The 24,301-nt window shown below is 64.9% G+C and carries 21 protein-coding genes; 5 read left to right on the top strand and 16 right to left on the bottom strand.

The annotated features are described in order from the left end of the window. Nucleotides 1-65: 65 nt before the first annotated feature. From budC to M2437_RS15355, 3 genes are read right to left on the bottom strand one after another with little or no spacing between them, the layout of a single operon-like run. A complete protein-coding gene (gene budC, locus M2437_RS15345) occupies nt 66-830 on the bottom strand; it encodes a meso-2,3-butanediol dehydrogenase (RefSeq protein WP_253387937.1) in 765 nt (254 codons plus the stop codon). A gap of 58 nt (nt 831-888) precedes the next feature. Continuing rightward, complete coding sequence (locus tag M2437_RS15350; protein ID WP_253387938.1) at nt 889-1,458, bottom strand: type 1 glutamine amidotransferase domain-containing protein; 570 nt, start codon at nt 1,456-1,458, stop codon at nt 889-891. Nucleotides 1,459-1,496: 38 nt separating this feature from the next. Continuing rightward, nucleotides 1,497-2,579, bottom strand: a complete 1,083-nt coding sequence (locus M2437_RS15355; RefSeq protein WP_253387939.1) for a catalase family protein — start codon at nt 2,577-2,579, stop codon at nt 1,497-1,499. Nucleotides 2,580-2,811: 232 nt separating this feature from the next. On the opposite strand from M2437_RS15355, the gene M2437_RS15360 reads away from it, so the two are divergent. From M2437_RS15360 to M2437_RS15370, 3 genes are read left to right on the top strand one after another with little or no spacing between them, the layout of a single operon-like run. After that, nucleotides 2,812-3,924 (top strand): catalase family protein, encoded by a 1,113-nt coding sequence (locus M2437_RS15360; protein WP_253387940.1) that lies wholly within the window; start codon nt 2,812-2,814, stop codon nt 3,922-3,924. Between the two features lie 11 nt (nt 3,925-3,935). Beyond that, nucleotides 3,936-4,232 (top strand): hypothetical protein, encoded by a 297-nt coding sequence (locus tag M2437_RS15365; protein WP_253387941.1) that lies wholly within the window; start codon nt 3,936-3,938, stop codon nt 4,230-4,232. A gap of 12 nt (nt 4,233-4,244) precedes the next feature. After that, a complete protein-coding gene (locus M2437_RS15370) occupies nt 4,245-4,577 on the top strand; it encodes an ester cyclase (protein WP_253387942.1) in 333 nt (110 codons plus the stop codon). Between the two features lie 33 nt (nt 4,578-4,610). On the opposite strand, the gene M2437_RS15375 is transcribed toward M2437_RS15370, so the two are convergent. The 4 genes from M2437_RS15375 to M2437_RS15390 all read right to left on the bottom strand — a co-directional run bounded on the left by M2437_RS15375 (nt 4,611) and on the right by M2437_RS15390 (nt 10,346). Then, a complete protein-coding gene (locus M2437_RS15375) occupies nt 4,611-6,659 on the bottom strand; it encodes a family 16 glycosylhydrolase (RefSeq protein ID WP_253387943.1) in 2,049 nt (682 codons plus the stop codon). A 78-nt stretch (nt 6,660-6,737) separates the two neighbouring features. Beyond that, the gene (locus tag M2437_RS15380) at nt 6,738-7,613 is read right to left on the bottom strand and encodes a glycosyltransferase family 32 protein (protein ID WP_253387944.1); all 876 of its coding nucleotides are present in this window, start codon (nt 7,611-7,613) and stop codon (nt 6,738-6,740) included. After that, the gene (locus M2437_RS15385) at nt 7,607-9,235 is read right to left on the bottom strand and encodes a carbamoyltransferase C-terminal domain-containing protein (protein WP_253387945.1); all 1,629 of its coding nucleotides are present in this window, start codon (nt 9,233-9,235) and stop codon (nt 7,607-7,609) included. The genes M2437_RS15380 and M2437_RS15385 overlap by 7 nt, the downstream gene beginning before the upstream one ends. A 178-nt stretch (nt 9,236-9,413) precedes the next feature. Then, nucleotides 9,414-10,346, bottom strand: a complete 933-nt coding sequence (locus M2437_RS15390) for a YiiG family protein (RefSeq protein ID WP_253387946.1) — start codon at nt 10,344-10,346, stop codon at nt 9,414-9,416. A gap of 323 nt (nt 10,347-10,669) precedes the next feature. Here M2437_RS15390 and M2437_RS15395 point away from each other — a divergent pair, with 323 nt between their 5' ends. Continuing rightward, the gene (locus M2437_RS15395) at nt 10,670-12,166 is read left to right on the top strand and encodes a site-specific integrase (RefSeq protein WP_253387947.1); all 1,497 of its coding nucleotides are present in this window, start codon (nt 10,670-10,672) and stop codon (nt 12,164-12,166) included. Nucleotides 12,167-12,813: 647 nt separating this feature from the next. Here the strand turns inward: M2437_RS15395 and M2437_RS15400 are convergent. The 3 genes from M2437_RS15400 to M2437_RS15410 form a co-directional block, all read right to left on the bottom strand. Further along, complete coding sequence (locus M2437_RS15400; RefSeq protein WP_499006862.1) at nt 12,814-13,290, bottom strand: hypothetical protein; 477 nt, start codon at nt 13,288-13,290, stop codon at nt 12,814-12,816. A gap of 193 nt (nt 13,291-13,483) precedes the next feature. Further along, a complete protein-coding gene (locus M2437_RS15405) occupies nt 13,484-14,581 on the bottom strand; it encodes a hypothetical protein (protein WP_253387949.1) in 1,098 nt (365 codons plus the stop codon). 197 nt (nt 14,582-14,778) lie between these two features. Then, nucleotides 14,779-15,420 carry a hypothetical protein gene (locus tag M2437_RS15410; protein ID WP_277570334.1) on the bottom strand — a complete coding sequence of 214 codons (642 nt, stop codon included), beginning with the start codon at nt 15,418-15,420 and terminating at the stop codon, nt 14,779-14,781. Between the two features lie 293 nt (nt 15,421-15,713). Between M2437_RS15410 and M2437_RS15415 the strand changes: the two genes are divergently transcribed. Beyond that, the gene (locus M2437_RS15415) at nt 15,714-18,029 is read left to right on the top strand and encodes a hypothetical protein (RefSeq protein ID WP_253387951.1); all 2,316 of its coding nucleotides are present in this window, start codon (nt 15,714-15,716) and stop codon (nt 18,027-18,029) included. A gap of 18 nt (nt 18,030-18,047) precedes the next feature. Here the strand turns inward: M2437_RS15415 and M2437_RS15420 are convergent, their stop codons facing one another. The 6 genes from M2437_RS15420 to M2437_RS15445 all read right to left on the bottom strand — a co-directional run bounded on the left by M2437_RS15420 (nt 18,048) and on the right by M2437_RS15445 (nt 24,244). Then, nucleotides 18,048-19,529 (bottom strand): site-specific integrase, encoded by a 1,482-nt coding sequence (locus M2437_RS15420; RefSeq protein ID WP_253387952.1) that lies wholly within the window; start codon nt 19,527-19,529, stop codon nt 18,048-18,050. A 246-nt stretch (nt 19,530-19,775) separates the two neighbouring features. Continuing rightward, nucleotides 19,776-20,006: a hypothetical protein gene (locus M2437_RS15425; RefSeq protein ID WP_277570335.1), complete on the bottom strand. Its 231-nt coding sequence runs from the start codon at nt 20,004-20,006 to the stop codon at nt 19,776-19,778. A gap of 580 nt (nt 20,007-20,586) precedes the next feature. Continuing rightward, nucleotides 20,587-20,820: a hypothetical protein gene (locus tag M2437_RS15430; protein WP_253387953.1), complete on the bottom strand. Its 234-nt coding sequence runs from the start codon at nt 20,818-20,820 to the stop codon at nt 20,587-20,589. Beyond that, nucleotides 20,813-22,834, bottom strand: a complete 2,022-nt coding sequence (locus tag M2437_RS15435) for an AAA family ATPase (RefSeq protein WP_253387954.1) — start codon at nt 22,832-22,834, stop codon at nt 20,813-20,815. Before M2437_RS15435 ends, M2437_RS15430 begins: the two co-directional genes overlap by 8 nt. A 187-nt stretch (nt 22,835-23,021) precedes the next feature. Then, entirely contained in the window at nt 23,022-23,297 is a 276-nt protein-coding gene (locus M2437_RS15440; protein ID WP_253387955.1) for a hypothetical protein, read from the bottom strand. A 395-nt stretch (nt 23,298-23,692) separates the two neighbouring features. Further along, a complete protein-coding gene (locus M2437_RS15445; RefSeq protein ID WP_253387956.1) occupies nt 23,693-24,244 on the bottom strand; it encodes a metallophosphoesterase in 552 nt (183 codons plus the stop codon). Nucleotides 24,245-24,301 lie beyond the last annotated feature (57 nt).

Here is a 24,301-nt window from a genome sequence, read left to right on the forward strand (position 1 = left end):
TGCTTGGCCGACGCTCGGTTCACCGACGGCGATAGGGCGCGCTGCCGACCGGCTTGGCCTCCCACCTAGCTAAGCTTCGGCTGCCCGTTGGAGGCCGAGAGGCCGCCGTCCACCGGCAGGTTCACTCCGGTGACGAAGCGCGCGTCCTCGCTCGCTAGGAAGGCGATGACCCCGCTGATATCGTCTGGCTGGGCGCCCCGTCCCATCGGGATGCGTTCGTCGAACTTGGCCACGAGCTCGGGCTGATCCTGCATGCCGGCGGTGAACGGCGTGTAGACCAGCGTCGGGTTGACCGCGTTCACCCGGACCCCGTGGGCCGCCTCGTCCATCGCCACAGCGCGGGTGAAGTTCGTCACCGCACCCTTGGCGGCGCAGTAGAAGCTGTGGTTCCAGTCGCCGCCGAGCCCGGACACGGACGAGACGTTGACGATGCACCCGCGGCTCTCGCGCAGGTGCGGCAGGGCGAACCGCGTCATGTAGAAGACGCCGTACAGGTCGGTCTCGATGATCGTCGAGAAGTCCCCGATGTCGCCTTCGTCGACACGACCGAGGTGGTCCTTTCCGGCATTGTTGACGAGGACGTCGAGGCGGCCGAAGCGCTCGATTGCGGCCGCGACGACCTCCCGGCACCGGTCGGCGTTCGAGAGGTCGGCGACCCGGGCGAGCGTCCTGTCCGCCCCGATCCCGGCCGCGACCCGGTCAAGGCCTTCACCGTTCATGTCGGCGAGCACGAGGCTCGCCCCCTCCTCGCCGAAGCGGCGTGCGGCGGCCTCGCCGATGCCGGACGCGGCACCCGTGACCAGGACGACCTTGTTCGAGAAACGTGACATCGCGATTCCTGAATTTGGACGCCGGGCAACCCGCCCGACGCCATGATGAAGGGCGGTCTCAGGCGCTGCGGGCTTGGTCCGGATGGCGCCCCTCGGCGAACTCCTCGACGATCTTGGCGCAGAAGGCCGGCAGGTCCTTCGGGTTGCGACTGGTGACGAGGCCCTTGTCGACCACCACCTCCGCGTCGACCCATTCCCCGCCCGCGTTGCGGATGTCGGTCTTCACGGTCGGGAATGAGGTGAGTTTGCGTCCCTTCACGACGTCGGCCTCGACCAGGGTCCAGGGCCCGTGGCATATGACGCCGACCGGCTTGGCCTGCTCGAAGAAGTCCCGCACGAACTTGACCACGGCTTCGCTGCCGCGGAGCTTGTCGGCCCCGACGCTGCCGCCGGGGATGATGAGACCGTCGAAGTCCGAGGCGGACACGCCGTCGATGGCCTTGTCGACCGGGTACTTCCCGGCGGGGTCGAGGTCGTTGTTGACCGTCTCGGCCTCGCCGGCCTCAAGCCCGACCACCGTGACCGTCGCCCCGGCCGCGAGCAGCGCCTCGCGGGGCTTTGTGAACTCGGGCTCTTCCGTCCCACGGGGGGCGATCAGGATGGCGATGGTCTTGCCCTGAAGGGTCATGGGTCATTCCTCTCTGCGGGATGTGGGAAGGGGTAAGCTCAGGCCGGGATGCTCTCGGGCGAGGCGGTGTTCTCGGCGGTCACGCCGTTCTTCCGATGGCGGAAGTCGCTCAGCGCCCGGTAGACCTGGAGCCGTGCCCGCATGATCGACCCGAGGGGGCGGTGCGCCGAGAGGCTATGCGCGGGGCGGAAGGTCATCACCTCGTCGAAGTAGCGAACCCGCTCGGGGGAATAGGCGTCCTGCCGGGGCAGGCGGACCGTCGCCACCGTGCGGTACGGGCTGATCGAGACCGGCCAGTCGACCGAGGAATCCTCAATGGGCTGGCGCTCGGCATCGGCCCAGAGCTGCGCCTTGAGCTCGAACACCACGTCGTCGTCCCGAAAGAACGCGACCGTGGCATGCCGGAAGCCGTCCTCGTCCCCGTGCGGGTCGAGGCGCCATTCGGCGAGGTCCCGCTGCGCCTGCGTCGCGGGCACCGCTCCGAGCTTGGCGACATAGTCGCCGAACCGCATCGGGGCCTGGCTGAAGTAACTGTCGGCGAGCGGATGGCTGTAGGGATGGCCGAAGAAGTCGGCCATGGCGCTCTCCGTGCCGAAGGCATGCAACACCCGGTTGAGGTTGCGCGCGGTGGCGGCGACCGCACTCTTCACGCCCTCGGGCAACCCGGTCGCCTTGCCGATCACGGTTCCGTCGCGCAGGAACCCGGCCGCGGTCCCGGACGGGAAGGTCGTGCCGGTGGCGAGCACGAAGTCCTGGGTGTCGACATCGTGCCCGGGAAGCTTCTCGCCGGACACGCCGAACACCTTGATCGACATGCCCCGGTGGGTGGACACTCGGTCGCCGAGGGTCTCGCCGGGACCCTGGGCGAAACGTACAGCCACCTTGTGCGTACCCGGGGTCGCGAACAGGCCCTGGGCCAGTTCCGGCGGCAGGCCGGCGGCAACCGTCAACTCGCCCGTGACGCAGGCCGAGCTCTTGGCGTGGCTAGCGCGCACGGCATGGTGCTCGCGCTTCTCCACCGTCTGCGACTGCTGGGTCATACCCTGGATGATGCCGTCGATGGTCTGCTGCTCGTTCGGGGCGGGCTGCTCGACGTCGGGCGCGAAACGCAGGTAGGTCATGCTCGTCTTTCACTTTCCGCCTCGCCCCCCGGCCAGGGGCAGAGGGGCTGCCGAGCTTCATCGAATGCGCGCCTCTCAAAAGCGGCACCGTTCAAGGCATGAGGCCACACGGTCGGGAATGCGGGTCCAGGCGGACCGTCGCCCTGACAAACGCTAGCCGGCTCGGACGTTCCCAACGGGTCGTTCACGGGCAATTGAGCGGCGCGCAATCCGGAACGCCGATCCGTCGGGCATGTTCTGTCCCGAGATGAACGACGAAGGACGCGAGACCTTGCAAGCACCTATCCGCTACAGCGCCGACGTCGAGGTCGTGAGGCCCGACGAGGCCCGGACCATCGAGCAGCTCAACGCGACCTTCGACACAATCCTGGAGACCGTCGCGAACGATTCCGGCCACGCCGTCCGCTCGGTCCACGCCAAGTCGCACGGCATCCTGGAGGGGACGCTGACAATCGACGCAGGGTTGCCGCCTGAGCTCGCGCAAGGGCTGTTTGCGACGCCGGGCGAGCACAAGGTCTACCTGCGCATGTCGACCAACGCGGGCGACATCCTGCCGGACGCGGTCTCGCTTCCCCGCGGCCTGGCCCTCAAGGTCCTGGACGTCGCCGGAGAGCGCCTGCCAGACGCGGAAGGGACGACGCAGGATTTCGTCATGGTCAACGGCCCGGTCTTCCAGGCACCGAACGCCGAGAAGTTCCTCGGCAGCCTCAAGCTGCTGGCCAAGACCACCGACCGGATCGAGGGCGTGAAGGTCGCCGCCTCCACCGTGCTGCGGGGGGTCAACAAGGCGCTGACAGCGGTCGGTATCGAGAGCCCGACCCTGGGCTCGCTCGGCGGCGCGCCGAACGTCGACCCGCTCGGGGAGACCTACTACAGCGTCACCCCGTTCCGGTACGGCGACCACATCGCCAAGTTCTCGGTCGCTCCCGTCGCCCCGGCGCTCACGGCCTTGACCAGGACCGAGATCGACGCCTCTGGACGCCCGGATGCCATCCGCGAGACCGTGCGGTCGGAGATGGCCAGCATCGAGGGTGTCTGGGAGTTCCGGGTGCAGCTCTGCCGCGACCTCGAACGACAGCCGGTCGAGGATCCCACGGTGCAGTGGGACGAGAAGGAGGCGCCGTTCCAGCGCGTCGCCACCATTATCGTCCGGCCGCAGGACAGTTGGGACGCCGAGCGCGTCGATGCCGTGAACGAGCGCATGCGCTTCGCGGTCTGGACCGGTCTCGCCGCGCACCGGCCGCTCGGCAACATCAACCGTGCCCGCAACGCACCCTACAGGCACTCGGCCGAGTTCCGGCAGCGCTTCAACGGCTGCCCGATCCACGAGCCGGCCGGTAGCTGACGGAGACGGTGATGCGAAGCCCCGGGACGCTCGCCGCTGTGGCGGCGCTCACCATGACTTGCATAGACACGGTTTGGGCGGAGGAGCCGGCTCGGACGCCGCTGACGCCGTTTAACGTCACCATCCGGGTCTTCGACCCCACGAAGGGCATCGAGGGCGGTCGGGACTACGTGCTGCCGGTCGACAGTCCCGACGCCGAGCATGCCATCGCCTCGACGACCGCGAACGCGGCATCCTTCACGAGGAAGACGGAGGGCGGGAAGCCACTGCCCGTCGCCTTCACGTGCATCAAGGTCGAGCCGCGCTGAGGGATGTGAGCCATGTCGATGGAAGCGAACAAGGACTTGGTCCGCGCCTACTTCACGGCATTCCGCGACGGGGACGCGGTGTGGTGGCAGCGTTTCATCGCCCCGGACTTCGTGCGCCACGACCCTGGCCTTGCCTTCGAGGTCAGGGGCCCGGCGGGGGTCGCCCGGCTCGGCGAGGTGCTGCACGGGGCCTTCTCGGACATCGAGATGCACATTGCCGAGGTCATCGCGGAGGGTGACCGGGTGCTGGCGCGATTGCGCTTCACCGGGCGGCACACGGGCGAGTTCGAGGGGACCCCGGCTACCGGTACCACGGTCGACATCGCGGTCATGGACTGGGATTGAGACGTCGCACCCTCGGCGGCCTTTCAAACGCCTTCAGGTCCAGATCGACACATTCCTGAATATGGCCGTCGCAGGAAGTAGGCCTTCGTCAATCCGCCCGGCCAAGTCGCTGGACCGCGGCGCCCAGAGGTTGCCGTGCAGCCGCATGGGAAGATGCGGGATCGGGGTGGGGTCCCAACTCACGCGCTGGTGGACGTTCCGGCCGTCCACCAGCCAAGTGATGTGCCCCGGCCTCCAGTCGATGGCAAAATGGTGGAAATCCGCCGCGGCATCAAAACCGAGGTCGATGCGGCAAGGCGAGCCCCGGTAGCCATAGTCCATCGCCGTCCCGTCGTCTCCGGGATTGAAGTACACGTTCGTCAGCATGCGCCGCGTGTCGTCGCCCGTAATTTCGATGTCGATTTCCTGCCTCGGGAACGCCCGATGCAGGAAGAAACCCGTGACGAGGCCGGGGCCGCGCGCGGCCTTGATCTCCGCCTCGAAGCGACCGTGTCCATGCGGGCGGGGGGACGCGAAGGCACCGGAGCGGAACGGCCTGTTGCCGTCCGCGGCGGCGTCGAGCACAAGCCGGGCGCCATCCGCGCCGTGCACGAGACCATCTCGTTCGAACGTCGCCAGGTTGCCGGGAAAGGTCTCGACGCGACCGGGAAACTGCGGTGTGGCGGCCGTCATGGGCGCGTGAACGAGGCGCTCACCCCGGGCGGGGCCAGATCGTTCGGGAGGAGCCGAGGGCGGCCAATCGCTTCCCGGGAGCATGGCCCAGGGCGACTCGTCCGCCGGCGGCGCCCCCCGCGGAGGAGCGGAGACGGGAAGCCCGTTCGCCTTCCTGTCGTCCCTGAAGAGCCTCCAGCATCGAGGTGGGCCAACGGGGAAGATATGGGGAGGTGGCTCGACCCCGAGCAGGTCGCAAATCGGTCGCCACCTTCCGGCGTCCGAGCCGAGCGGCGGTAAGATGGCGGTGCTGCCCGGCGGCAGCCGGTCTGCCGCGACCCCATGCCGGGCTGGGGCATGCCCTTCGAGGACGAACCTGACGTCCGATCTCCCGATGGCGTCCGAAAGGGCGCAGGTCGCGAGGGGTGCGTCGACAAGGGCATCGAACGCGTCGAGGAGGTCCGGCAGTTCGGCGGCATGGATCACGGGCTCGTTGCCGTCGAAGGCCCGGACGCGGAGGCCTAGCATCGACAGGGCCATGGCCAGGCCCTCCCGCTCGCCGCACGCGGTCCACGCCAGCACCGGGTTCGAGCGGGCCCGGGGCGGCACGGGCGCCAAGTGCGCGTCGACGATGCCCGCTCGGGCCAAGTAGGGCAGGATGGAATGAGCGTTGTCCGAGCCGCCGTCCATCCTCTGCAGTATTGCGGGCGAGGCTAGTGCGAGGGCGCCGAGAGTGTCGAATTGGAAGTTCATCCACATGTCGACGGGGCCGACGACCGGCATTGCCCGCAGGAGCATCTCTGCGCCTTCCCGTGACAGGACGTAGCCCGAGAGGAACCACAGCCCGCGCAGCGGTCGGAACAGGGCATCGCAACGGTCCGCGCGCTCGGCCGATTTCCCGGCGTCCGCGTAGGAGAGATAGAGCAGGTGTGGGCCGCCGTCGGCGCGGTGGCGTTCCCATGCTGCGCGCCATCCCCGGTCGACCGCCGCAGCCGCGCCGGGCCTGAACCAGACGTCGTCCTCTAGGATCAGCACGTGGTCGTGCGGTCCCGAGGCGACCGCCTTCCAGACCTCGATGTGCGAACGAGCGACGGCAACCTCCTGGCGCGTCATCCGGATCGGCTCATCGGCGCCGAAGCACTCCTCCAGTCGCGCGCTCGGCTGCACGTGGAGCTGATGGCTGAGTAGATACGTCGGGTCGACATCGGCGGTCGCCGCCACAGCTCGACCGTCGCGGGCGTCCACGGCCGCGAACCGTCGCGCCAGGGATGCGAGCGAGGCGCCGTCGAACGTCCGGAAGCGGCCCAGCTCACGCATCGTGCGCCGCAGGCGGCACGGTTGCCGGTCGAGGTTCACGACGAGGACAAGCCCGATCCTCTCCTTGCCGGCACCGAAGGCGGAGATCCGCCCGCCCGGGAGCACGCTCGCCACGGCACGAAGTGCGCGGAAAGCGTGCCGCCGGAACCGGCCGGTCGTGTCCGGAAGACTCCTCACGTGCGGCGCTCCCCGTCAGCTTCCGGAGGCGCTCATGTTCCGCCAGTTGCGGGCGTCGTTACGGTAGGACAGGTGCCACCGTGTTTCGGCGATGGCCTCCCAATCGCGCAGCAGCTCGAAGTCCCAGGGGAGCCCGGCCTCGTCCAGGCGGCGCACGTGCACGGACAGGGCGGCCGCCAGGTTGCCCGGACCAGTCGTGGATTGGATCTCCGGGAAGGGGTCGTTGCCGAGCAATCGGTCGGTGGCGCGGTCGAGTGCGCCTTTCAGGACCGGATGGTTGGCGGGTGCGGCGATGGGGTCGTTGTTGACGTAGAAAATGCGCCCTTCCACTGGCAGGTCGGCCCGCCAGATGTCGGCCGCCTTCACCATCCCGGCGGACGGGATGTCGTAACAGAGCGGCTGCAGCTTGAGCCTGTCGTCCCGGAAGAGTTGCTCCCAGTCATCCCCTAGGAGCACGTCGTCAGCGTCGACGTAGAGGCCACCCTCCGCGAGGACGAAGCACAGGCGCAGGTAGTCGCAGCGCATCGCCGGATGCCGGCAGCGGGCGAACGCCTGACTTTCCCGCGCGCCATACCTGCGTGCGATGTACGAAGCTGCAGTCCGATCATCGAACATGTGGAATTCGAAGCCCTGCTCGCCGAGGCGGTCCCAGCTTTCGAGGCAGACCCTGACGTCGTCGGGCAGGTCCGACGGGTCGTGCCAGTACCTGACCAGACGCCTGGGGATGCGAGCGGTCGGAGACGGAAGGCCGCTCGGCCCCGCCGGGTGCCGGAGTTGCCTCAACGTCACGTCCCGGATGAAGGCGGACCGCAACGGCTCGGATTCTTCGAAGCCGGGCGGGTAAGGGTCGACTTTCAGGGTCCCGTTTTGGCCTCCGGGCGGCGTCAGCATGGGATGTCGGCCCGTGAGGCCGTCTCGGCCTTGTAGGCGAGATAGCGACCGGACGTTTTCGACAAATATGCCCGTCCTTCGACGACGAAGCCGTCCAAGCCGTTCTCGACGGTGTAGGTGTCGAGGTCGGCCATGCCGTTGATGCAGCCTTTGCCGTTAAAGTTGAGGGAGGTGTTGCAGAGGACGCCGTAGCCGGTGCGCGCCTTGAAAGCGACGAGCAGGTCGTGGAGGGACTTGTTGGTCGTGGGCGTCACGGTCTGGAGACGGGCGGTTCCGTTCACGTGCGTGACCGCCGCCAACGCGTTCGTGGTCGCGCGGTACGTGTACAGCATGTGCGGGCTCTCATGGTCGCACCCGAACCATCGCCTGGCCTCGTCGAGGAGGCAGACCGGGGCAATGGGACGGAACTGCTCGCGCCGCTTGATCTCGTTCAGCCGCACCCTTGTGGCGTCGTCGAACGGCGCGGCGAGGATGGACCTGTTGCCGAGGGCGCGGGGGCCGATTTCCCAGCGTCCGTGCACCCATCCGAGGATGAGGCCGTTCGCCAGCATGTCGGCGACCAGCGCATCGTCCTTCCCGTAGGCGTCGTACCGTTCGGGGTCAGGAGCACTCTCTGTCCGGAAATTCAGCCCGGAGTAGACATCCCACGCGATCTTCGGGTTGCCGGTTGCCCGGAACTGCGCGTCAATCGCGGTGCCGATGGCCGACCCGGAGTCGTTAGCGACCGGCGGGACAAAGACTTCCGAAAACAGCCCCGTCTCCCTCCACTTGGTGTTCCAGTCGCAGTTCAGCCCGCACCCACCCGCGATCACGAGAGGCAACCCCTTTCTTAGGTTCGTCTGCGCGAACCGATGGAAGGCGTCGAAGATGGCATCGCTGTAGAGCCCGGTGAAGTTGCGGAAGCCCGGATCGTCCAGGCCCACGTCGAGGTGTGGCGCGCGCGAGAGCTCCTCGTAGTCGCTCAGTTTCCGGTAAGGGCCTTCGAGCAGGAAGGCCAGGAGCTGTTTCTCCGCCATGGAGGGCGCGGACCGAGGCGAGAACGAAGCTAGAGCCATGAGCTTCCCGGCATCTGAGGCGCGGGGGTAGGGCCCGTCCTTGGGAAATGTCGGATCGGCCAAGCCGTAGGCCAACCCGTACCGATTTCCGGGTTGCTCTATAACGTTGCCCAATCGAACGATGTTCAGATGCCGGTCGACCTCATAGAAAGTCCCGATATCTCCTTCCCAGACCAACGCGTAGCATGGCGTTCCGGCAGGTAGATTAGACATACCAAACGCACATAATATATGTGATCGTTCATGAGACGAGGAAAAGTAATCAACCTCGGTTCCCATGAGGCGAACGCGAGAATGTTTGGCGCCCTCTTCCGAGAGGCCGTGATATCCACCGTTTTTACGCGACCCGTACATGTATTCATGATGGTCGCGCGGCCACCAGCCGCCCATGCAGATGACGTCGGGAATGTTTTCGAGTTCGCCTGCGGCGTCTAGGAGGTCCGCGACGGTGACGTTGGAGTGCCGGTAGTTCGAGTCCTTCTCGGCCTCGATGGAGAACGTCAGGCGCGCATCATGCAACAGCACGACGGCACCGTCGTGCCCTGGATTGTAGGAGAGTATCTTCACGCCCCGCAGCCCTCACGACATTCATTGTCGGCCCCCGAACGCGCGTCATTCGACGCAAAAATTCTCGCAGTCAGGGTCCGGCTTAACACTCGCCTTAGGTTGTGGTTCCGTCTCCGACCGGAAGTCCCGGCACAGTCTGGACGCCGGCGTCCTCTAGCATGTCGGGCTTAGGTCCTCGTCAGCGCGAGAACATCGTGGCCGTCTGCGCGGTCGAGACCATGGTGTTGTAGTCGTTCACGATCCAGGTCACGTCGCGTCCGGCACCGCGGCGCGCGTCGCCCTTCGCCTTGGCCAGCTTGTCGTCAAACTCCCGTAGCTTGCCGAGCAGCGAGCGCGGCCGACTCTCGAATACGTGGAAGGAGTTTGGGTTGGCGGCACTAAAGCCGTCCATGTCCTTCACGGCGGTGCCGTAGCGCGCGAGCACGGCATTGAAGGCTGGCATGTCGACCACCGGCTTGGCGTCGGTGGGCAACAGGTCCATGACCTTGCGCGCCTCGATCATGACGTTCGCCACGTGCCAGCGCGCCTTGCGGCCCTCGCGTGCCTCGATGGCGGCAAGCTCCGCCGTGTCACTCTTCTCCTTCTCGACCCGGAACAGCGCGTCGACCTTGGCACGCTCTGCTTGGAAGGCCGGCCCCGCGACCGCGAGCTTGGCGTGCAGCGCCTTGCCCTGCTCCATCTTGTCGGTGCGGTAGTCCTGCCTCTCGTAGTAGCCCTCCGCCTCGGTGACAGTGGGTGCGAGCGCCTGGTAGGCGGCGATGTAGCCCTTCATGGCGCTGTCGAGCTCCGGCATCGCGGGCGACTGGGACATGGCCGCCTCGGCCTTCGCGATCTCGCCGCGCACGTCGTAGAGGCTGTAGAGGCCATAGATGATGCGCTCGCGTCCGGTAGGGCCGCTCTTCATATTGACCCAACTTTGGTAGCGGGTGAGCGACTCCTGGGCGCGCAGGGTACGGTTCAGGAGTCCGACGTAGGCGTTCAGCTTGCGGATCGTGGCCTGCTCGGGGCTCTCGCTAGCCGAAGTAGGCTTGCCCGCCGGCGCGGGCGCCTGGGCGAAGGCGGGCGTGGCGGCAAGCAGCGCGGTCAGGGTCACCCAAGTCGTCGTTCTCATAGGTCGGGCGCGTCCCCTGCATCTTGCGGTCTGTGTAACTTGACCACAGGCGTGAGACCAAGCGCCGTCGCCAGAACTCGACGAAAGCCGCGGGCCTCCCGGAGCGCAGTCCCCTGCGTCTCACTGGCATCAGGCCCGCGCTTTCCGACAGCCGGCCAAGGTGCAACTTCCGATCAGTCAGGGTGACCTGAAACTCTGCGGTAGTACGCGATGAGCCGCTCGGGTCGTACAGCCTCGCCGCGAACCGCAGAGGGATTGGCTGAACCGGTCAGCTACTCGGTTTTTACCCCTCAGCCGTTTCTATGGACACGAATGCCCGGGGCATGCTGGGCGCGTCGGAAAAGGCTCGCTCCTGCAGCGGTGGAAACTACATGCCTCGGAAGCCTGATCCCAAGAATGCCTATCTGGAAAAACACGACGGGTATTATCGTGTGACCGTAGGAGTGCCTGCGCCTCTGCACCCACAACTAGGTAGGCGGTTGAAGCATGCTCTTGGAGTAAAAAGCAAAGTTGAAGCGAACGAACTAAAGGCACCCGTCGTCCAAGAATTCAAGGCACGCATCGAAAAGGCTTGGGAGAACATCGGAGGTCGCCATCGCTCAGCACTCATCGAGGCTACGGCATGGGCGAGGGAAATGTCAGGGCCTGGACGGCCTGGGGAACTCTCTTATGAGATCTACTCTCAGCTTCTTCGCGAACGCGAAGCTGACATTTTGTCTATCGGTGAACGTTATGAAACATTCATCGATGATGACGGGAATGTCTTCGAGATAGAGATCCCGACGCCTGCCGCGCTTGAAGCTGCAAAGCAGTTCGGCGACATTGCCAGGGGAACCGCTACCCCGCTTGGTGCGCATCATGATGCCTTTCTACAGACCTTAAGCATCAATGAGCGGTCCCTCTCAGATGACGTCAGAGCCCTGAATTTATTCACCAGGTGGTGCATTGCGCACGACGTCCCTCCCTACTTGGAGCGCATCGATGCAAAGATCGCGTCCAAGTTCAGGGATACCGTTGAAGAATTCGCTACTTTGCAATGGGCATCTGCAAACAAGTATCTTGGCCGCTTGAGGCTCTATTGGAGCTACCTCGTCGAAGCCGGCCACCTTCCCGTCAGCCCTTGGCTGTGCTTGCGTCTCGACCGGCCTGCAGGCGACGCAGAGACCGAAGAAAGAGCGTTCAGGGACACGGAAGTGCAGATGCTGCTCATGGGAGCGCCACCTCCGGGCATGATGGATGCAATGCTTGTCGGTGCACTGACGGGCGCACGCGTCGATGCCATCATAAACCTACGGGTTGGCGAATGTGTCGGAGGCTTATTCACCTTCAAGCCTCACAGGAAGGGGGCACGGGCCATAGCCGTGCCCATTCACCCGCAGCTGAAGTCGCTTGTAGCAGCACGTTCGAAGGGCAAGAACCTCGAAGATGACCTTTTCCCAGAATGGCCCGGAACGAAGTCCGACGGTTCGATCCGGGAGAGAAGCGCCTACTTCTCGAAGCGCTTCACGGCCTACCGTCGCTCCGTCGGGGTGGACGAGCAAGTTGGCAACAAGCGCCGGTCCCTGGTGAACTTCCAATCGTTCCGGCGTTGGTTCATCGCCAAGATGGAGCGAGCCGGGGTTGATAGCGACCTAATCGGGAAACTTGTCGGTCGCCCGCGGTCGGGGCTCATCCTTGGACGCGACGGTTCGGGCCCGGAGATGGAGGCCGCGAAGCGCGCGATTGGGAGATTGAAGCTGCCGCCCCTGGACGGCTCGCCAGTCCTCGATGCGCAGCCTTTGGCTTCTCGCCGGCGCGAGAGAGCCTTGGCAGGATCGTAGGCATCTGGATCCTACGTTGTAGCGGACGTCTTCGACTACGGGGTCGCTGATGCGGATCCTGCCGCCCTCCCTACGTCGAAGACGTCCGCTCCAACGCAGGTTGCGTCGAGCAACATGGGGTTCGTATAGGGTGTTTGACGAAATTGAATGAGACAGCACGGGAACGGTTTGGATCAGCCGAACCTGTATCGTTTTGATTCACTTTCATCAACAATGACAAAGACATAAACCGGGTTAGCGGGTAGGGCCCAGGCCCGATTCCGGGCGGCACCAACGACTTAGCCTAGTTTTTGGGAATTTTAGGGTGCCCCCGGGGTTTTGACCCATTCCGAGACACCCGTGGATCGCGGCGGCACGTCTCGGCCGCCGTCAGTAAGCCCACCGGGGAGCAACACGTGCTCCCCGGTCGCGGGTCGTTCAGCGGCAAACTCCTTGGTAACGGGTAGGGGTCGAACCTACCCGTTACCACTTACCGAGCGTCGAGGATGCGCTCCGTCGACGCCGGAGCGCGTCTGGTGCTCAAGCGTCGCGGGAGGCTGACCTAGCTGGCGAGGAACTCACGAATTGGTCCCTGCCAGCGTGGTGCGGATGCCCGGCTCAAATGCGGGATCACTACAGTCGAGGCATAGCCGGACGGCGTCCTGAACTCACGCATGGGCAACAGCGCCCCACCGAAGGCAACCTCGGCCGTGCGCCGGTCCGAAGCCGGCATGTTGTCCCACAAGAAACGGCGCCCCGGTGGCGACGACGTGGGTTGGGTCCCACCGGTCGAGCACCTCTCGGAATGCGGGCCATGACGCACGAGCCTGCTCTACAGTCGGGCGGTGCCGCAGCGTCGGCATGATGGTCTGCACCATGTTGGCGAAGGCAATCGCGTCGAACACCGTCGTCCGGTCGATCTCCCAGGCTTGCTGCCCCGTGATGACCCTGGCGCCGATGGTCAGGTACCTGATCGCCCATTCGCGCCGCTTCCATTTCTCGACGACCGTTCGCGTTGCTTCGAGCGGGTTTTTTGGGAACAGGTCGCCATTGCCGAGGTAGTGGCTCTCGCCAAGTAGAAGCAGCCTCACGGGGCTCGTGTGGAATGTGGGTCCAACGTAGGGGAGGAAAGTGAGGTTCGTCATCGTGGTTCTCCTGCGCCAGGCACAGTCCCGGCGGCATGAACCGCTCAAAGGTCCGAAGTTGGCTCCTGCTCACGAAAATTTTATTACACCGCCATTGGATTGATCGGCAGCAGTCCGCGCTGGCCCCTGCGCGTTATTCAGGGGCGCGGTCAGGTCATGTAGCCTTCCTGCTGCGGGCTCGGCTGACGCGCAACTAATCGTCTCTGTATCTCTCGGCTGCCCCCTCGCAGAATTCGCATCCGACGAGGTAACTGTGCTCTGGGACGCCTCCAAGCTGGCCCTCGCTACAATATCCACAAACTTCATAGCTATCATCTGTCTCGTAGCATTCTGAGCACACATAGATGCTCTCATGCTCTATGACCGTATGGTATCCTGAACACTGCGGGCAGTTAACTGGCACATGGTCAAAGTAGTTATCTTTGTGGATACCTTCGCCAGTGTCGAGAAAGTCACGAACTTCGTCCTTCGTGAGATTTTCTTCGCATTTAGGACATTTGTCTGGTGGCCCGTCGTATGATGTAAAACATATGCTCTCGCCGCAGTCTTCATTTTGACATGCGACGGTGATCTCCGAGCCATTATATCGGCACACTAAACACTTGGCGTAAGCTATTGCGCCGATTGGATCGCTCACCTCGACGGCCTCAAACCCGCAGCTTCGGCATTTACTTATTTTATTTCCCGAATTAATGTGCTTTTGAATGTCTTGAGCGCGAGACTCAAATACCTTCTTCAGATAGACTTGATAGCGCTCCATCTTGAAGCTGATGTGCGCGACGTCATTGCTAAATTTCTCGAATTCCTGCCATTGGGCGAGCAAAGTCCTCAGAGCAAGCCACCCGGCACATTGCTCCTCGGCGAGCTTAGCTTTCCCCTCCTCGTCCTCATCGTCATTTTCGACTACGTGGGCGAAATGAACCATCTTGTTGCGATGGCGTATAATCGTGCCGAAAATGTCTTTCGAATTCTGCGGTATAGTAACAGATGCAATGCGCCGCAACCGCTCAATTGTCTGCTCGATTGTTACAGTTTTGGCGTCTCCGCTGAAGAAGGAGGCTCTCTCTGCATGGTCTGGTTTTTCGAGAAGCAGAGACCAATGCTCACGCATAAGCTTAGCCTTTAAAAATAGTTCAATTGCAATCGCAAAATGAATTGTCGAGAACTTATGCGATTTCTCGAATTCGTCGATTGAGCGATGTAGGAATTCGAATGCGCTTTTCGTCAACGCATCGAAAAGCTCCGCCTCCGTCATGAACGTGGCTTTTGCTTGCTTTCCCTTCTCAGGCATTCGCCCCTCTGTATTTTCTCATTGGAGCCGGTTCCGACGTCTCTTGCAGCTGCCTGACTGAATGCCGGACCCCTACCACTTACAGGCTTGGGAGGGCCCGCTTTCAAGCTATTGAATAGGCAAAATCCCATGGCCGGTGTGGTCTAGAAGCGGATTGTCGTTCAAGAATATGCGACACAATTCCCGGTGTCGCCAGCCTACTGCCCCAGCAGGTACTCTGCGAAATCCTCGTCGAAGTTCCATCGAGGCACGTCGTTCCGCCTCACATCATAAATTGCGCCGTAGTGCTCGCAGATTTGGAGCTTTGCGAGGAGTTCATTGTGGTCTTCGTGAAAATAGGAAAAGAAGGGGATCGGGCCAGGGTTATAGCTCACACGCCTGGAGAGAGCGATGATCTCCCTGGTGAACGGCTTCGAACGGATGTCACTCCGCATCTCACCGATGAGTTCCGGCATTTTTGCTTCCAGACCTGCAAAGTCCCGGCCCTTTCGAACGACGTACCCTCGAAGCTCTACCGCTGCTGCAGCCTCGGCAAATGTCTTCCAGTCGATGAGATCGGCGACGTCGTAGGCGGAGTCATCCGCGTCGACGAGACGGCTGCACTGTTGGCAAAGCCATATGCCATTCTCGGCCGCTCGCCGGCCTTCGCTTGACAGGTGTTCGTTGAAACGAGGACCGCCATGCGAAGCTGCGGTGATGTGTGCCGCCACGCCAAGGCTTACGGTTCCGCCGTCTGCCCCAGGACCACTTGTTGGCTTGCGGCAGTCTGGGTTCGAACATCTGAACCCGACCCGCTTGGCCAAACGCTGGGTTGTCGCCTGCGTGAAGTCGTCCCTCATAGCACTCGTCTAGCCAGAAAAGCGTCGGCGCCCAAGAGGCTCTGTGAACATCCGCCGGCGGGCCGGATGCGGAACGTCCGCGTCCGGGGTGAGAGGAAAGGTCCGTTCACCCCCGTTTTCACACGATGTGCACCCTATGCGGACCTCGCGCGTGCGTGGCGAGTGTAGATCTGGCCCACTTGGCGGCGCTCCTGTGCGGGGATTGTGCAAACGCGCGCTGCTTGGTCACCCAACCCTGGCCAGCTAAGTTTCGCCTACCACATAAGGGTTAGCTCGGAGCTTGGCCTTCCCGCATGACAATCGTCACCCGGCACGCCCTGCGCGTCTACGCGACACTGTCGGGGCTGAAGCCTGACCAGGGCGGCGACGTCATCGACGCGTTGATCCCGTTCATGGAGCCGATCCTTGAGCTTATGCACGGGAAGGTCTTCGATCCAGACCTGCTCGCCCTGGGCGTGCGGCGCCTCTACGGGTGGCGCTTCAATCGCGACGTCGCGGAGCAGTTCGCCGGGCGCCTCCTGGCGAAAGGCTATCTCAAGCGCGCCGCTCGGAATGTCTTCGTCGTGCAGTTCGAGCCCCGCCCCGAGGCGCGTGACGGGCAGATCGAGATCGCCACTATCCTCGAACGGGTGACCGACGAGTTCGAGAGCTTCCCACCGAAGGTCACGGACCTCTTCCAGTTCGATCTTGGTCGGGAGGAGCTCAAGGAGGTCCTGATACGCTTCCTCGTGTCCCTGGACGCCTACACCGAGGAAGCGTTCGTCCAGCAGGTCGAGCGAATGAAGCTCGACCTTAGCCACCGCACGCTCCTCGACCAACTCGACGAGGGTGGCGAGCCGCTGACCGCCGAGAGCCGCTATCTTTGTGCCCGGTTCGTGAAGCACCTCGTCAAGCAGAAGCCGGAGTTCGTGCCGCACCTCGCTCGGCTGGCCTCCATCGCCCTGCTCACCGAGGTCGTCGAAGACTTCATCAAGCCGACCGCCCCTGTCACGCGTTCCGACTTGACGCTGGTCCTCGATGCCCCCGTTGCCCTGAACCTCCTCGGCCTATCCGGGGCCGAGGCGCAGAGGGACATCGGCAACGTGGTCGAGTCCCTGCGTGCCCTGGGGTGCTCCTTCGTCGCGTTCCCGGTCAGTTGCGAGGAGATGAGCCGCAACCTCGCCAGCATGCTGGCGAACTCGCCCCCGGACCGGCACGGGCCGACCCACGACGCTATGCGCAAGGGCGAGGTCGCCGAGGACTTCGTCCGCTCGGTCATGAACAATCCCGAGCGCGCGTTGCAGGCGGTCGGCGTCACGGTGCGCCCCATCGACCTCCACAACTTCCCCTCTGGGGCCCGGCACTTCGACCGGGACACCTACGAGGACTTCCTGGGCGGCATCATGTGGAAGCACGGCTCCATCGATGCCCGCGAGCACGACGCGACCTGCGCGGCGCTGACCATGCGGCTGCGCTCCGGGGTCCGGAGCGCCGATCCGCTGACCGCGAAGTTCGCCTTCGTGACCACGAACGCGATGTTTGTGCGGTATGCGCGGGAGTTCTGCCGCAAGAACCGCATGATCAACGAGCGCCAGGTGCCGCCCGTCCTGCTCCAGCGCGAGTTGTCGACCACCGCTTGGCTCAGAACTGGGTTGACAGGAGCCGCGGACGAGCTGCGCAGGGAGATCCCGCGAAGCCACCTGATCGCCTCTTGCGAACGGGTTCTCCGACCCCGACAGGAGGTTGTGAGGGCAGTGCACGACAGGCTGAAGGAGTTCGCTCCCGAGAAGACGGTCCAGTACGAACTGCTGCTTGCCGACCAGCGCAGCGTCCAAAGGTTGATGGACGAGACCCTGAACGTGGAGCGTCTCGTCACCCCGGACAGCGCCGAGAAGCTTCTCGACGAGATGCGGCGCGCAACCGCTGAGGACGTACAGGAGGAGTACGGGCGCAAGCTCCGTCAGCAGGCGCAGCGGCACGGCAAGCAAAAGAAGGAGATGGAGGAGCAGGCCGCCGCGAACCTCAGCGCCGAACGTGAAGCCGCCGCGGCGAGCCTGCGTGCCGAGCGGGAGGCTACCGCCGCCGCTCTGGCCGAGAAGGAGCGCGAGTTGCGGCAGGGCGCGGAGCGGCTGGCGAACATCGAAGCCGAGCGGGAACGCTTCCGCAGGGATGCCATCGTCGTACGTGAGCGCGAGGTCGGTCGCGTCGACGAGGTCATTTCCCGGGTCAGCCGTACAAGTCGCAGGTTGGAGCGGGCAATGCTTGGCTTCCTGTACGGACTCGCCGCCGTGGCCTTCGGAGGAAGCACCCTCGGGGTCGGCGCGGACCGATACGCCATCTGGAGCGCCATCGTCGCCATGGCCCTCATCGGGGGCTACCATACGGTGCAGGAGCTACGGCAGAAGCCCAAGTTCGGCTTCCAGAACATCCTTGACTGGGCAGCCCGCCGAGGCTTCCGGAAGCGCTTGGCGGACCTGCATCTCGACGGACCGACCTATGAGGACGCCGTCGAGATCGAGTACGGGCAGGTTCGGTGGAGGGAGGGCTTTCGGGAACGGCTCAGCGCCCCCTCGGCCATAGGGGCCGGGAAACCGGCCACCAGGGTCGAGGAGGCGCTGCCCGCGGCCTGACGGGCGAATGGGTAAGGCTTACTTACGGTCCCTGCGCTTCGGAGTGCGCGGCAAGCTCGGCTTGTGCTTGCCACCCCGGCCACGTGGCGTGTAGCGGTCGGCGCGGCGCGGCCTGTCGTCCGTCAGCAGGTCCTCGACATCGACGTGCTTTGCCACTGGCAGCCGCCCGACCGTCACGGCCCGCCGCTGGCCCGTGAGGTTCCACTGCCGGTAGACCTTGCGCACGGTCTGGGGATCACGACCGGTGAGGTCCGCCGTCACAAACAGGTCGTAGCCATCAAGCGCGAGCCAGGTGACGGCCGTGTGGCAGGTCACATGCGGATCTGCATTCTCATCGAGGCCGGCATCGGCCATCACCTGCCACCAGAGATAGTAGGGGAAGTAGCGGTAGGGCTGGCCCCGTTGGTCGCCCCGGGCGTGGTAGGTCACGTGACGGATGCCTTGCGCGAGGTCACGCTTCCGCCATCCCCGTAGATGAACCAGGAGCTGAGGACGCAGCGCCGAAGTCAGGCGCGGCTTGCCCTGCGTCACGTCCTCGGCGTAGCCGGCACGGTGGATCAGGCCGCGGTCCACGTCGATGCAGCCCCGGTTCGGATGCAGGCGCCAGGAGAGGTTGGTGGCGGCGTCGAGGCGCGTACCGCTGTACACCCCGATGAGGATGAGGCGCCGCACGATCTCGCGCCGCTCGACCGTCACGGTGTCGTGCCGGAAGAGCCGCGTCCTGGCGAGACCCGTTTCCGGGTCAGCCTCCGTGACTGTCTTCCAGGCCCCGGTCGCCGGATCGATAACGTACCCGCGGCACGCCATCAGCATCCGCGCCACCACCTCCCGAGTGAAGAAGCCGTGACGCGCGCTCGGCGCTGGTGGCAGGTCCGGCCGCGGCATCCAGGATAGCCGGGCGTGTTGCGCGTAGAGCTTGAGGGCCATCCGGAGATGGACGAGGTCGCGATGGGCGGTCGCCCTTGAGATGGTCGGGGACTCGCAGTCCTTCGCGAAGCGGCGGTCCCTGATCGACGCGGTCAGTTGCAGGTAGAGCTTATGGTTCGCGTTGGTGATGTCCGCGAGCAGCTTGCCGGGGTAGTGCCGCTCGATCCGCCCGAGGCTGCGGTCGTAGTTCTGGTAGGTTTCCCAGTCGCGACGCGAGGCCCCGGTGTCCGGCTTCCACTCGCGCCGGGCATTCTCGACGACGGCCGCAATGGGCACCTCCTGGGGCGCAATCATTCCTCGCCGGCGGGCCTCCTCGCATAGGATGGCGAGGCGCGCGGCATCACGAGCCTCCTGCTCGGGACGGTCGCCCGGCAGCCCGAGGGTGTGCCAGCGGCGCCGATAGCGGAACCGCCACGTCCCCGGGGCATCCGGGTCGGAGCCGCGGCTGGGCCGCACCTCCAATCGGACCGCGTCCGGCGGGAACGCCGGCCGCTGCTGTGCGGCGAGCAGGGCGGTCTGCAGCGCCGCTTGCTGGACGAGGTCCAGGTCGGCGGCCGCCGTCGACGGCGGCATGTAACTGTGGATCCCGGCCGGGACAGGCAGGGACGAGGAGCCCCGCGTGCCGGGGCCAGATTGCGTTCCGGATGCCATGGGAGTACCTACGCAAGACGCTAGTCCCGCACCTGTGCGGGACCGGTTGAAAGAAGCGAACGGGATCCGCCGCTCCGCAAAAGGGACGGTCCCGAACGCCGGCTCGTTCACGGCCTTTCGGCCGCTAAACCCTGGTCGCCGGGCATGGCTTCCAGGGTTTTTTGTGCCTCATCGCCCAGCTGACGCGCCCTGGAGGCTCCAGAGCATCGCGTCCTGCAAGGCTTCGAGGTCGCTCGGCGAGGCACGGTCCGGTCCTGCTTGACGACGCCCCACGCCTGACGGCGTCGAGGTCGTACAGGTGCCCATCAGACGAAGGGCGGCCCGGTTCGTGAGGATCTTGCCGGCGACCACGGCGACCTGAAGCTGGCCGTCGCGAACCGCGGTTCTGAGGGACGACACTGTCAGAGGTCCATCGGGCCACAACAGTGCCGCCGCCTCAGGCAAGGTCAGCAGCTCGTCCTCCTTCCATTGTTCGGGATCGGGCCTCGCCACGATCCTTGCCGGAACTCGCGTTGTCCTCATCGGACGCTCCTGGTTTCGCAATTGATCGATTGAACATCAATCCCGTCTGCTCTTCGTTCTGCGCCGAGAGGGCTTCCGGGTCTTAAGCTGTCGCGTATTATGCGATGGATTTCTGTTAACCTAATCATCGGGACCCGGCGCGTGATTGTTCGATTGTTTGCGGGGACAAATCATTCTCCACCTTGGACCTGCGGACCACCGCCCATTCCACGCCGTTCCGGTCGAGTTCCAGCTGCGCTCAATGCCTTGCCGGAGGCGGTCGCCTGGTCAGCGGCAAAAAGCGGGGATTCTCCGAATTGAGGCAGACCGGTCCCCGGCTGGGAGCCGGCACCGCCACCTGGGGCAGCCCTTCCGGTTCTTTCGCAGCCCGGCGAGGCCGAGTTCTCGCCGGCGCCCTTTCCTGTGGATAGTTTCGGGGTAGACAAACTTGACGGCAATGCTCCCCGCCTCCGCGCGGTCAAGCACCGCCGTCTATGCCCTCGCCGCCTCTGGAGCCCGGACGGACCGGGAATGGAAGGACGTTGCCCTCGGGCCGGCGGTAGGCGGCCTCCAGCGCGACCTCCATTCCCTCGTCAATCTCGACCATGATGGAGCCGAGCAGATGGAGGAAGGTGGCTGGGTCAACGGCACGGCGGGCCCGGATGAGGTTGGTCATGACCTCCGCCATCCCGGCGTCGAGCTGGTCATCCATGGGCACCTCCCACGTCCACGAACTGCCCGTCCTCCGGAGCGGCCTTCGCCAGCGGAAGCCCGACGATGGATCGGACTTCGGCCCCGGACAGGATACGAGACCTAACGAGGCGTCGCGCGACGGCATCGATCTGGTCCGCGTTCTCCGAGACGAAGACCTGCGCAGCCATGTAAAGCCGCCGCAGGTCGCGCTCGACGATTGCGGAGAAACTTCCGTCTCGGCCGATGAGCGCCGTCACATCCGCGGGCGCCGCCCTATAGGTGAGGGCATCCCCCAAGCCGAAGGAACCGTGCTTGCCCGCGATCAGGCCGGTGGCGATGGCGAGGTCGCTGCCGGGACCTCCGGCCGCGCCCGATGTCGCGACGCCCCAATGCTCATCCGCCGCCCTGCCGCAGAGGACCGAGACGACGAAGGCATCTAGTTCGGCAGCGGACATCGAGTCGGAGCTCCGGAGCCGCGCGTTCGTGCGGCCGGCATAGCGCCCGCGACTGACGATGGAGACGCTCTCGACGGTGCCCACATATCGCTCGGTATGGACGGCGTGAGCCGCCTCATGGCGCGCCACGGCGATTTGCTCGGCGGGGGAACGGGTATCCGGCGGAGCGACCCTTGCGACGAGGTCCGCCCATTCCATCGGTCGCCGCTCAACCCAGGCAGCCTCGCGGGCCTGCTTTGCCCAGGAGGCGATATCGGCGCCGGTGGCCCCGGCGCCGACAATCGCCAGGGGCATGAGGTCGACACCCGGAAGGTCCTCGCCAAGGTGCTGTCGGAGGATGCCTGCGGTGGCGGTCGCGTCCGGCAGCGGGATGTGCAGGATGCGGTTCAGGCGGCCAGGCCGGATCAACGCCTCATCCAGCCTCTCCGGAAAATTCGTGGCTCCGACGATGATTAGATTCGATGTTGTCCCAGATACGGCCGAGTCAAGTTGTGTCAAAATATGTGACACTAAAGCAACCCAGTATTCGGCGTGCCTGCTGTCGATTGTGCTTCTATTTGGGATTGCATCAATTTCGTCTAGAAGTAGGACGGAGGGACTTGCGGCGACTGCTTGTGCAATGACGGCATCTACGGACTTGATGACTTGATCAAGATAGCCGCCAGACGTGAACCAAGCTGGAACTGATGTTGCCACCAGAGGCATTCCCAGCGACTTTGCAAGACTACGTGCGAATGTAGACTTGCCAGTACCCGCGGGGCCGGCCACCACAGCGGACTTCTCGGGAATAGATGCCCAATTGCGTTCGCCCCTCCTCCACTCGGCGACGGCCTCGATCAGAGTGGCGCCCCACGCTGCGGCGTCCGAGTAGCCCCAAGTATCCTTCAGAAGTGGCACGTCGGCCAGTAGGGTGTCTCCGCGCAGCTTGGACCGCGAGGCCGCGACCAGCCGGCGGACGCACTCGGCCGGCCGGCTGCCGCGCCTGACACAGGCCACGATCTCGTCGAAGCCGAGGCCTCGCACGGCATCGTCAGGGATGCGGCCGGGGCGCTTGCCAGTCACGAGGAAGATGGTGGTGCGCAGGGCCCTGCGCACGGGCGGCTGCAGATTGATGCGAATGTCCGCCGCGGTGATGAGTGATGCCGGCAGCAGCCGCTCCGGAGCCTGCGACACCCCGAGGACGTTCTGCCCGGCGGAGAGGACCTGCGCGGCCTCGTCCGACCCCGACGAAGGTCGGTCGGAGGCCTTGTTCGCGCCGGAGCGGCGATAGGTGACCCCCCACCGTCCGATCCGGGAGAATGCCTGGGCGACGGGTTCGACCCAATCGGGGCCCGGCACGCCGACGACCACGGCGGTCGCGGTCGGACGCTCGATCCGTTCGCGGGCGCGAACCGACAGCGCGTCCTGGATGACGGCCATCGCCAGGATCATGCGTACGGGCGTACCGGCAAGATCGTCGGCGGGGGTGGGAGACTCCCCGAGGAACTCGTCGAACGAGGTCGTCTCGACCTCGCGGACCTCGGGGGACGCAGGTTGCGCCTTGAGGGTTTGCTTGGGGCTCTTGGCAGTGTTCTTCACGGCAGCCTCCTTCGCGAGGCGACCGTGCGCTTGGGCGTCGGCTAGGCCTCGGGGATGCGGAATGGGAATGACGAGAGGGCGCGCTGGGCTCGTTTGGCGCGTGCGAGGGCCGATCCGCGCGAGGGCGCCAGGGAGTGCGTCGGTATCAGGCGGAAGGCGAGGATCATGGTTGTCTCCTGGCTTGGGGCTAATGGTTGCCGTCGACGTCGAGCGGTTCGGACTGACGCCGCGCCGCCGTCGCCGTGACCCGAACGTCACTCGGCCTGGGACCGGTACGGCCCTCCAGGGCTCGGGCGCGGCGCTCGGCCTCGTCGAGGGCGGATGCGCCCAAGGCGACGAGAAGCGCCTTCAGGCTCCGCTCGTAGGCGGGCTCACCAAGTTCGGTCCGAAGCAGGAAAATTCGCCTGAAGAGGATTCCGAGCAAACTATCGGGATCGGGCGCGTGGGCGGGTTCGTGGATCATGGCTGCCTCTGGTCCAGGGCAGCCGGGCTCGTTCGAGCAGCCGGTCAGGCCCCGGGATTGCGGGTCGGGAAACGAACGGGGTCGCGTCGACGCAAAGGTCGCGCGCGGTACGTCCGTATGAGGCGGTGGAAGGGGCCCATGGCCGATCAGGTCCGGAATTCGGGTAAGTCGCGGTTCTTTTAGAAGAGCTGCGCCTTATGGTGAACAATACCTGGGCCCGGCCGGGGATCAACCAGCTGGATGGCTTTCCCTGGTCCGCATTGCGCAACAAACGGTGGATCCAGGGGAAAAGCTTTGGCCAAGCTTTCGTGTGGGCATCACAAGTAAGTTCGCGAGAAGCACACGCAGGCCCGAGAGCGACGGTGACGCGAGTGTGGTGATTGGGAGCGCCGCGTCTAACCCGCCTCATAGGTGTCCGGCGTCGCCGCCATCCGCTGGAGAATGTCCTTCAGGAGGACCGGAGCCCAGTTCCAACAATCGACCCCTACGTCCAGGCTGGCACGTGTCCCGGGCAGGCTACCGTGCGAGTGACCGTAGAGGTGCAGGTCGCCGTGATGGGCATGTGGCCAGGTTCGGTGGGAGTAGTGGCTACAGAAGACAGCACGCGGGTTCGGCATGCCCGGGTCCTGCACGAAGACCCTCTGGACGTCGACGACGGGGCCTTCCCAGTCCAGGCGCTCGCCGAGTTCCTCGTGGTTGCCGCGGACCAGCCGGATGCGGCCGTTGAGCCGCGCCCGGATGGAGGCGGCATAGGGGAGCGCGCACCGGTACGCGAAGTCGCCGAGATGCCAGACCAAGTCGTCGGGCCTTACGACCGCGTTCCAGGCCGCGACCAGGGCTTCGTCGTGCGCCTCGATGGAGGCGAACGGCCGAGGCCGACCCATTGTCGGCTTCAGCAGACCGCGGTGGCCGAAATGGGTATCGGATGTGAAGAAGGTCCTCGGCATTTTAGCCTCCAAAATATCGTGGAGGCCAAGTGCTCGACACGGCGCTCCTCTCAGCGG

Source organism: Methylorubrum pseudosasae (assembly GCF_029504475.1).
In the GTDB taxonomy this organism is placed as follows: Bacteria; Pseudomonadota; Alphaproteobacteria; order Rhizobiales; family Beijerinckiaceae; genus Methylobacterium; species Methylobacterium extorquens.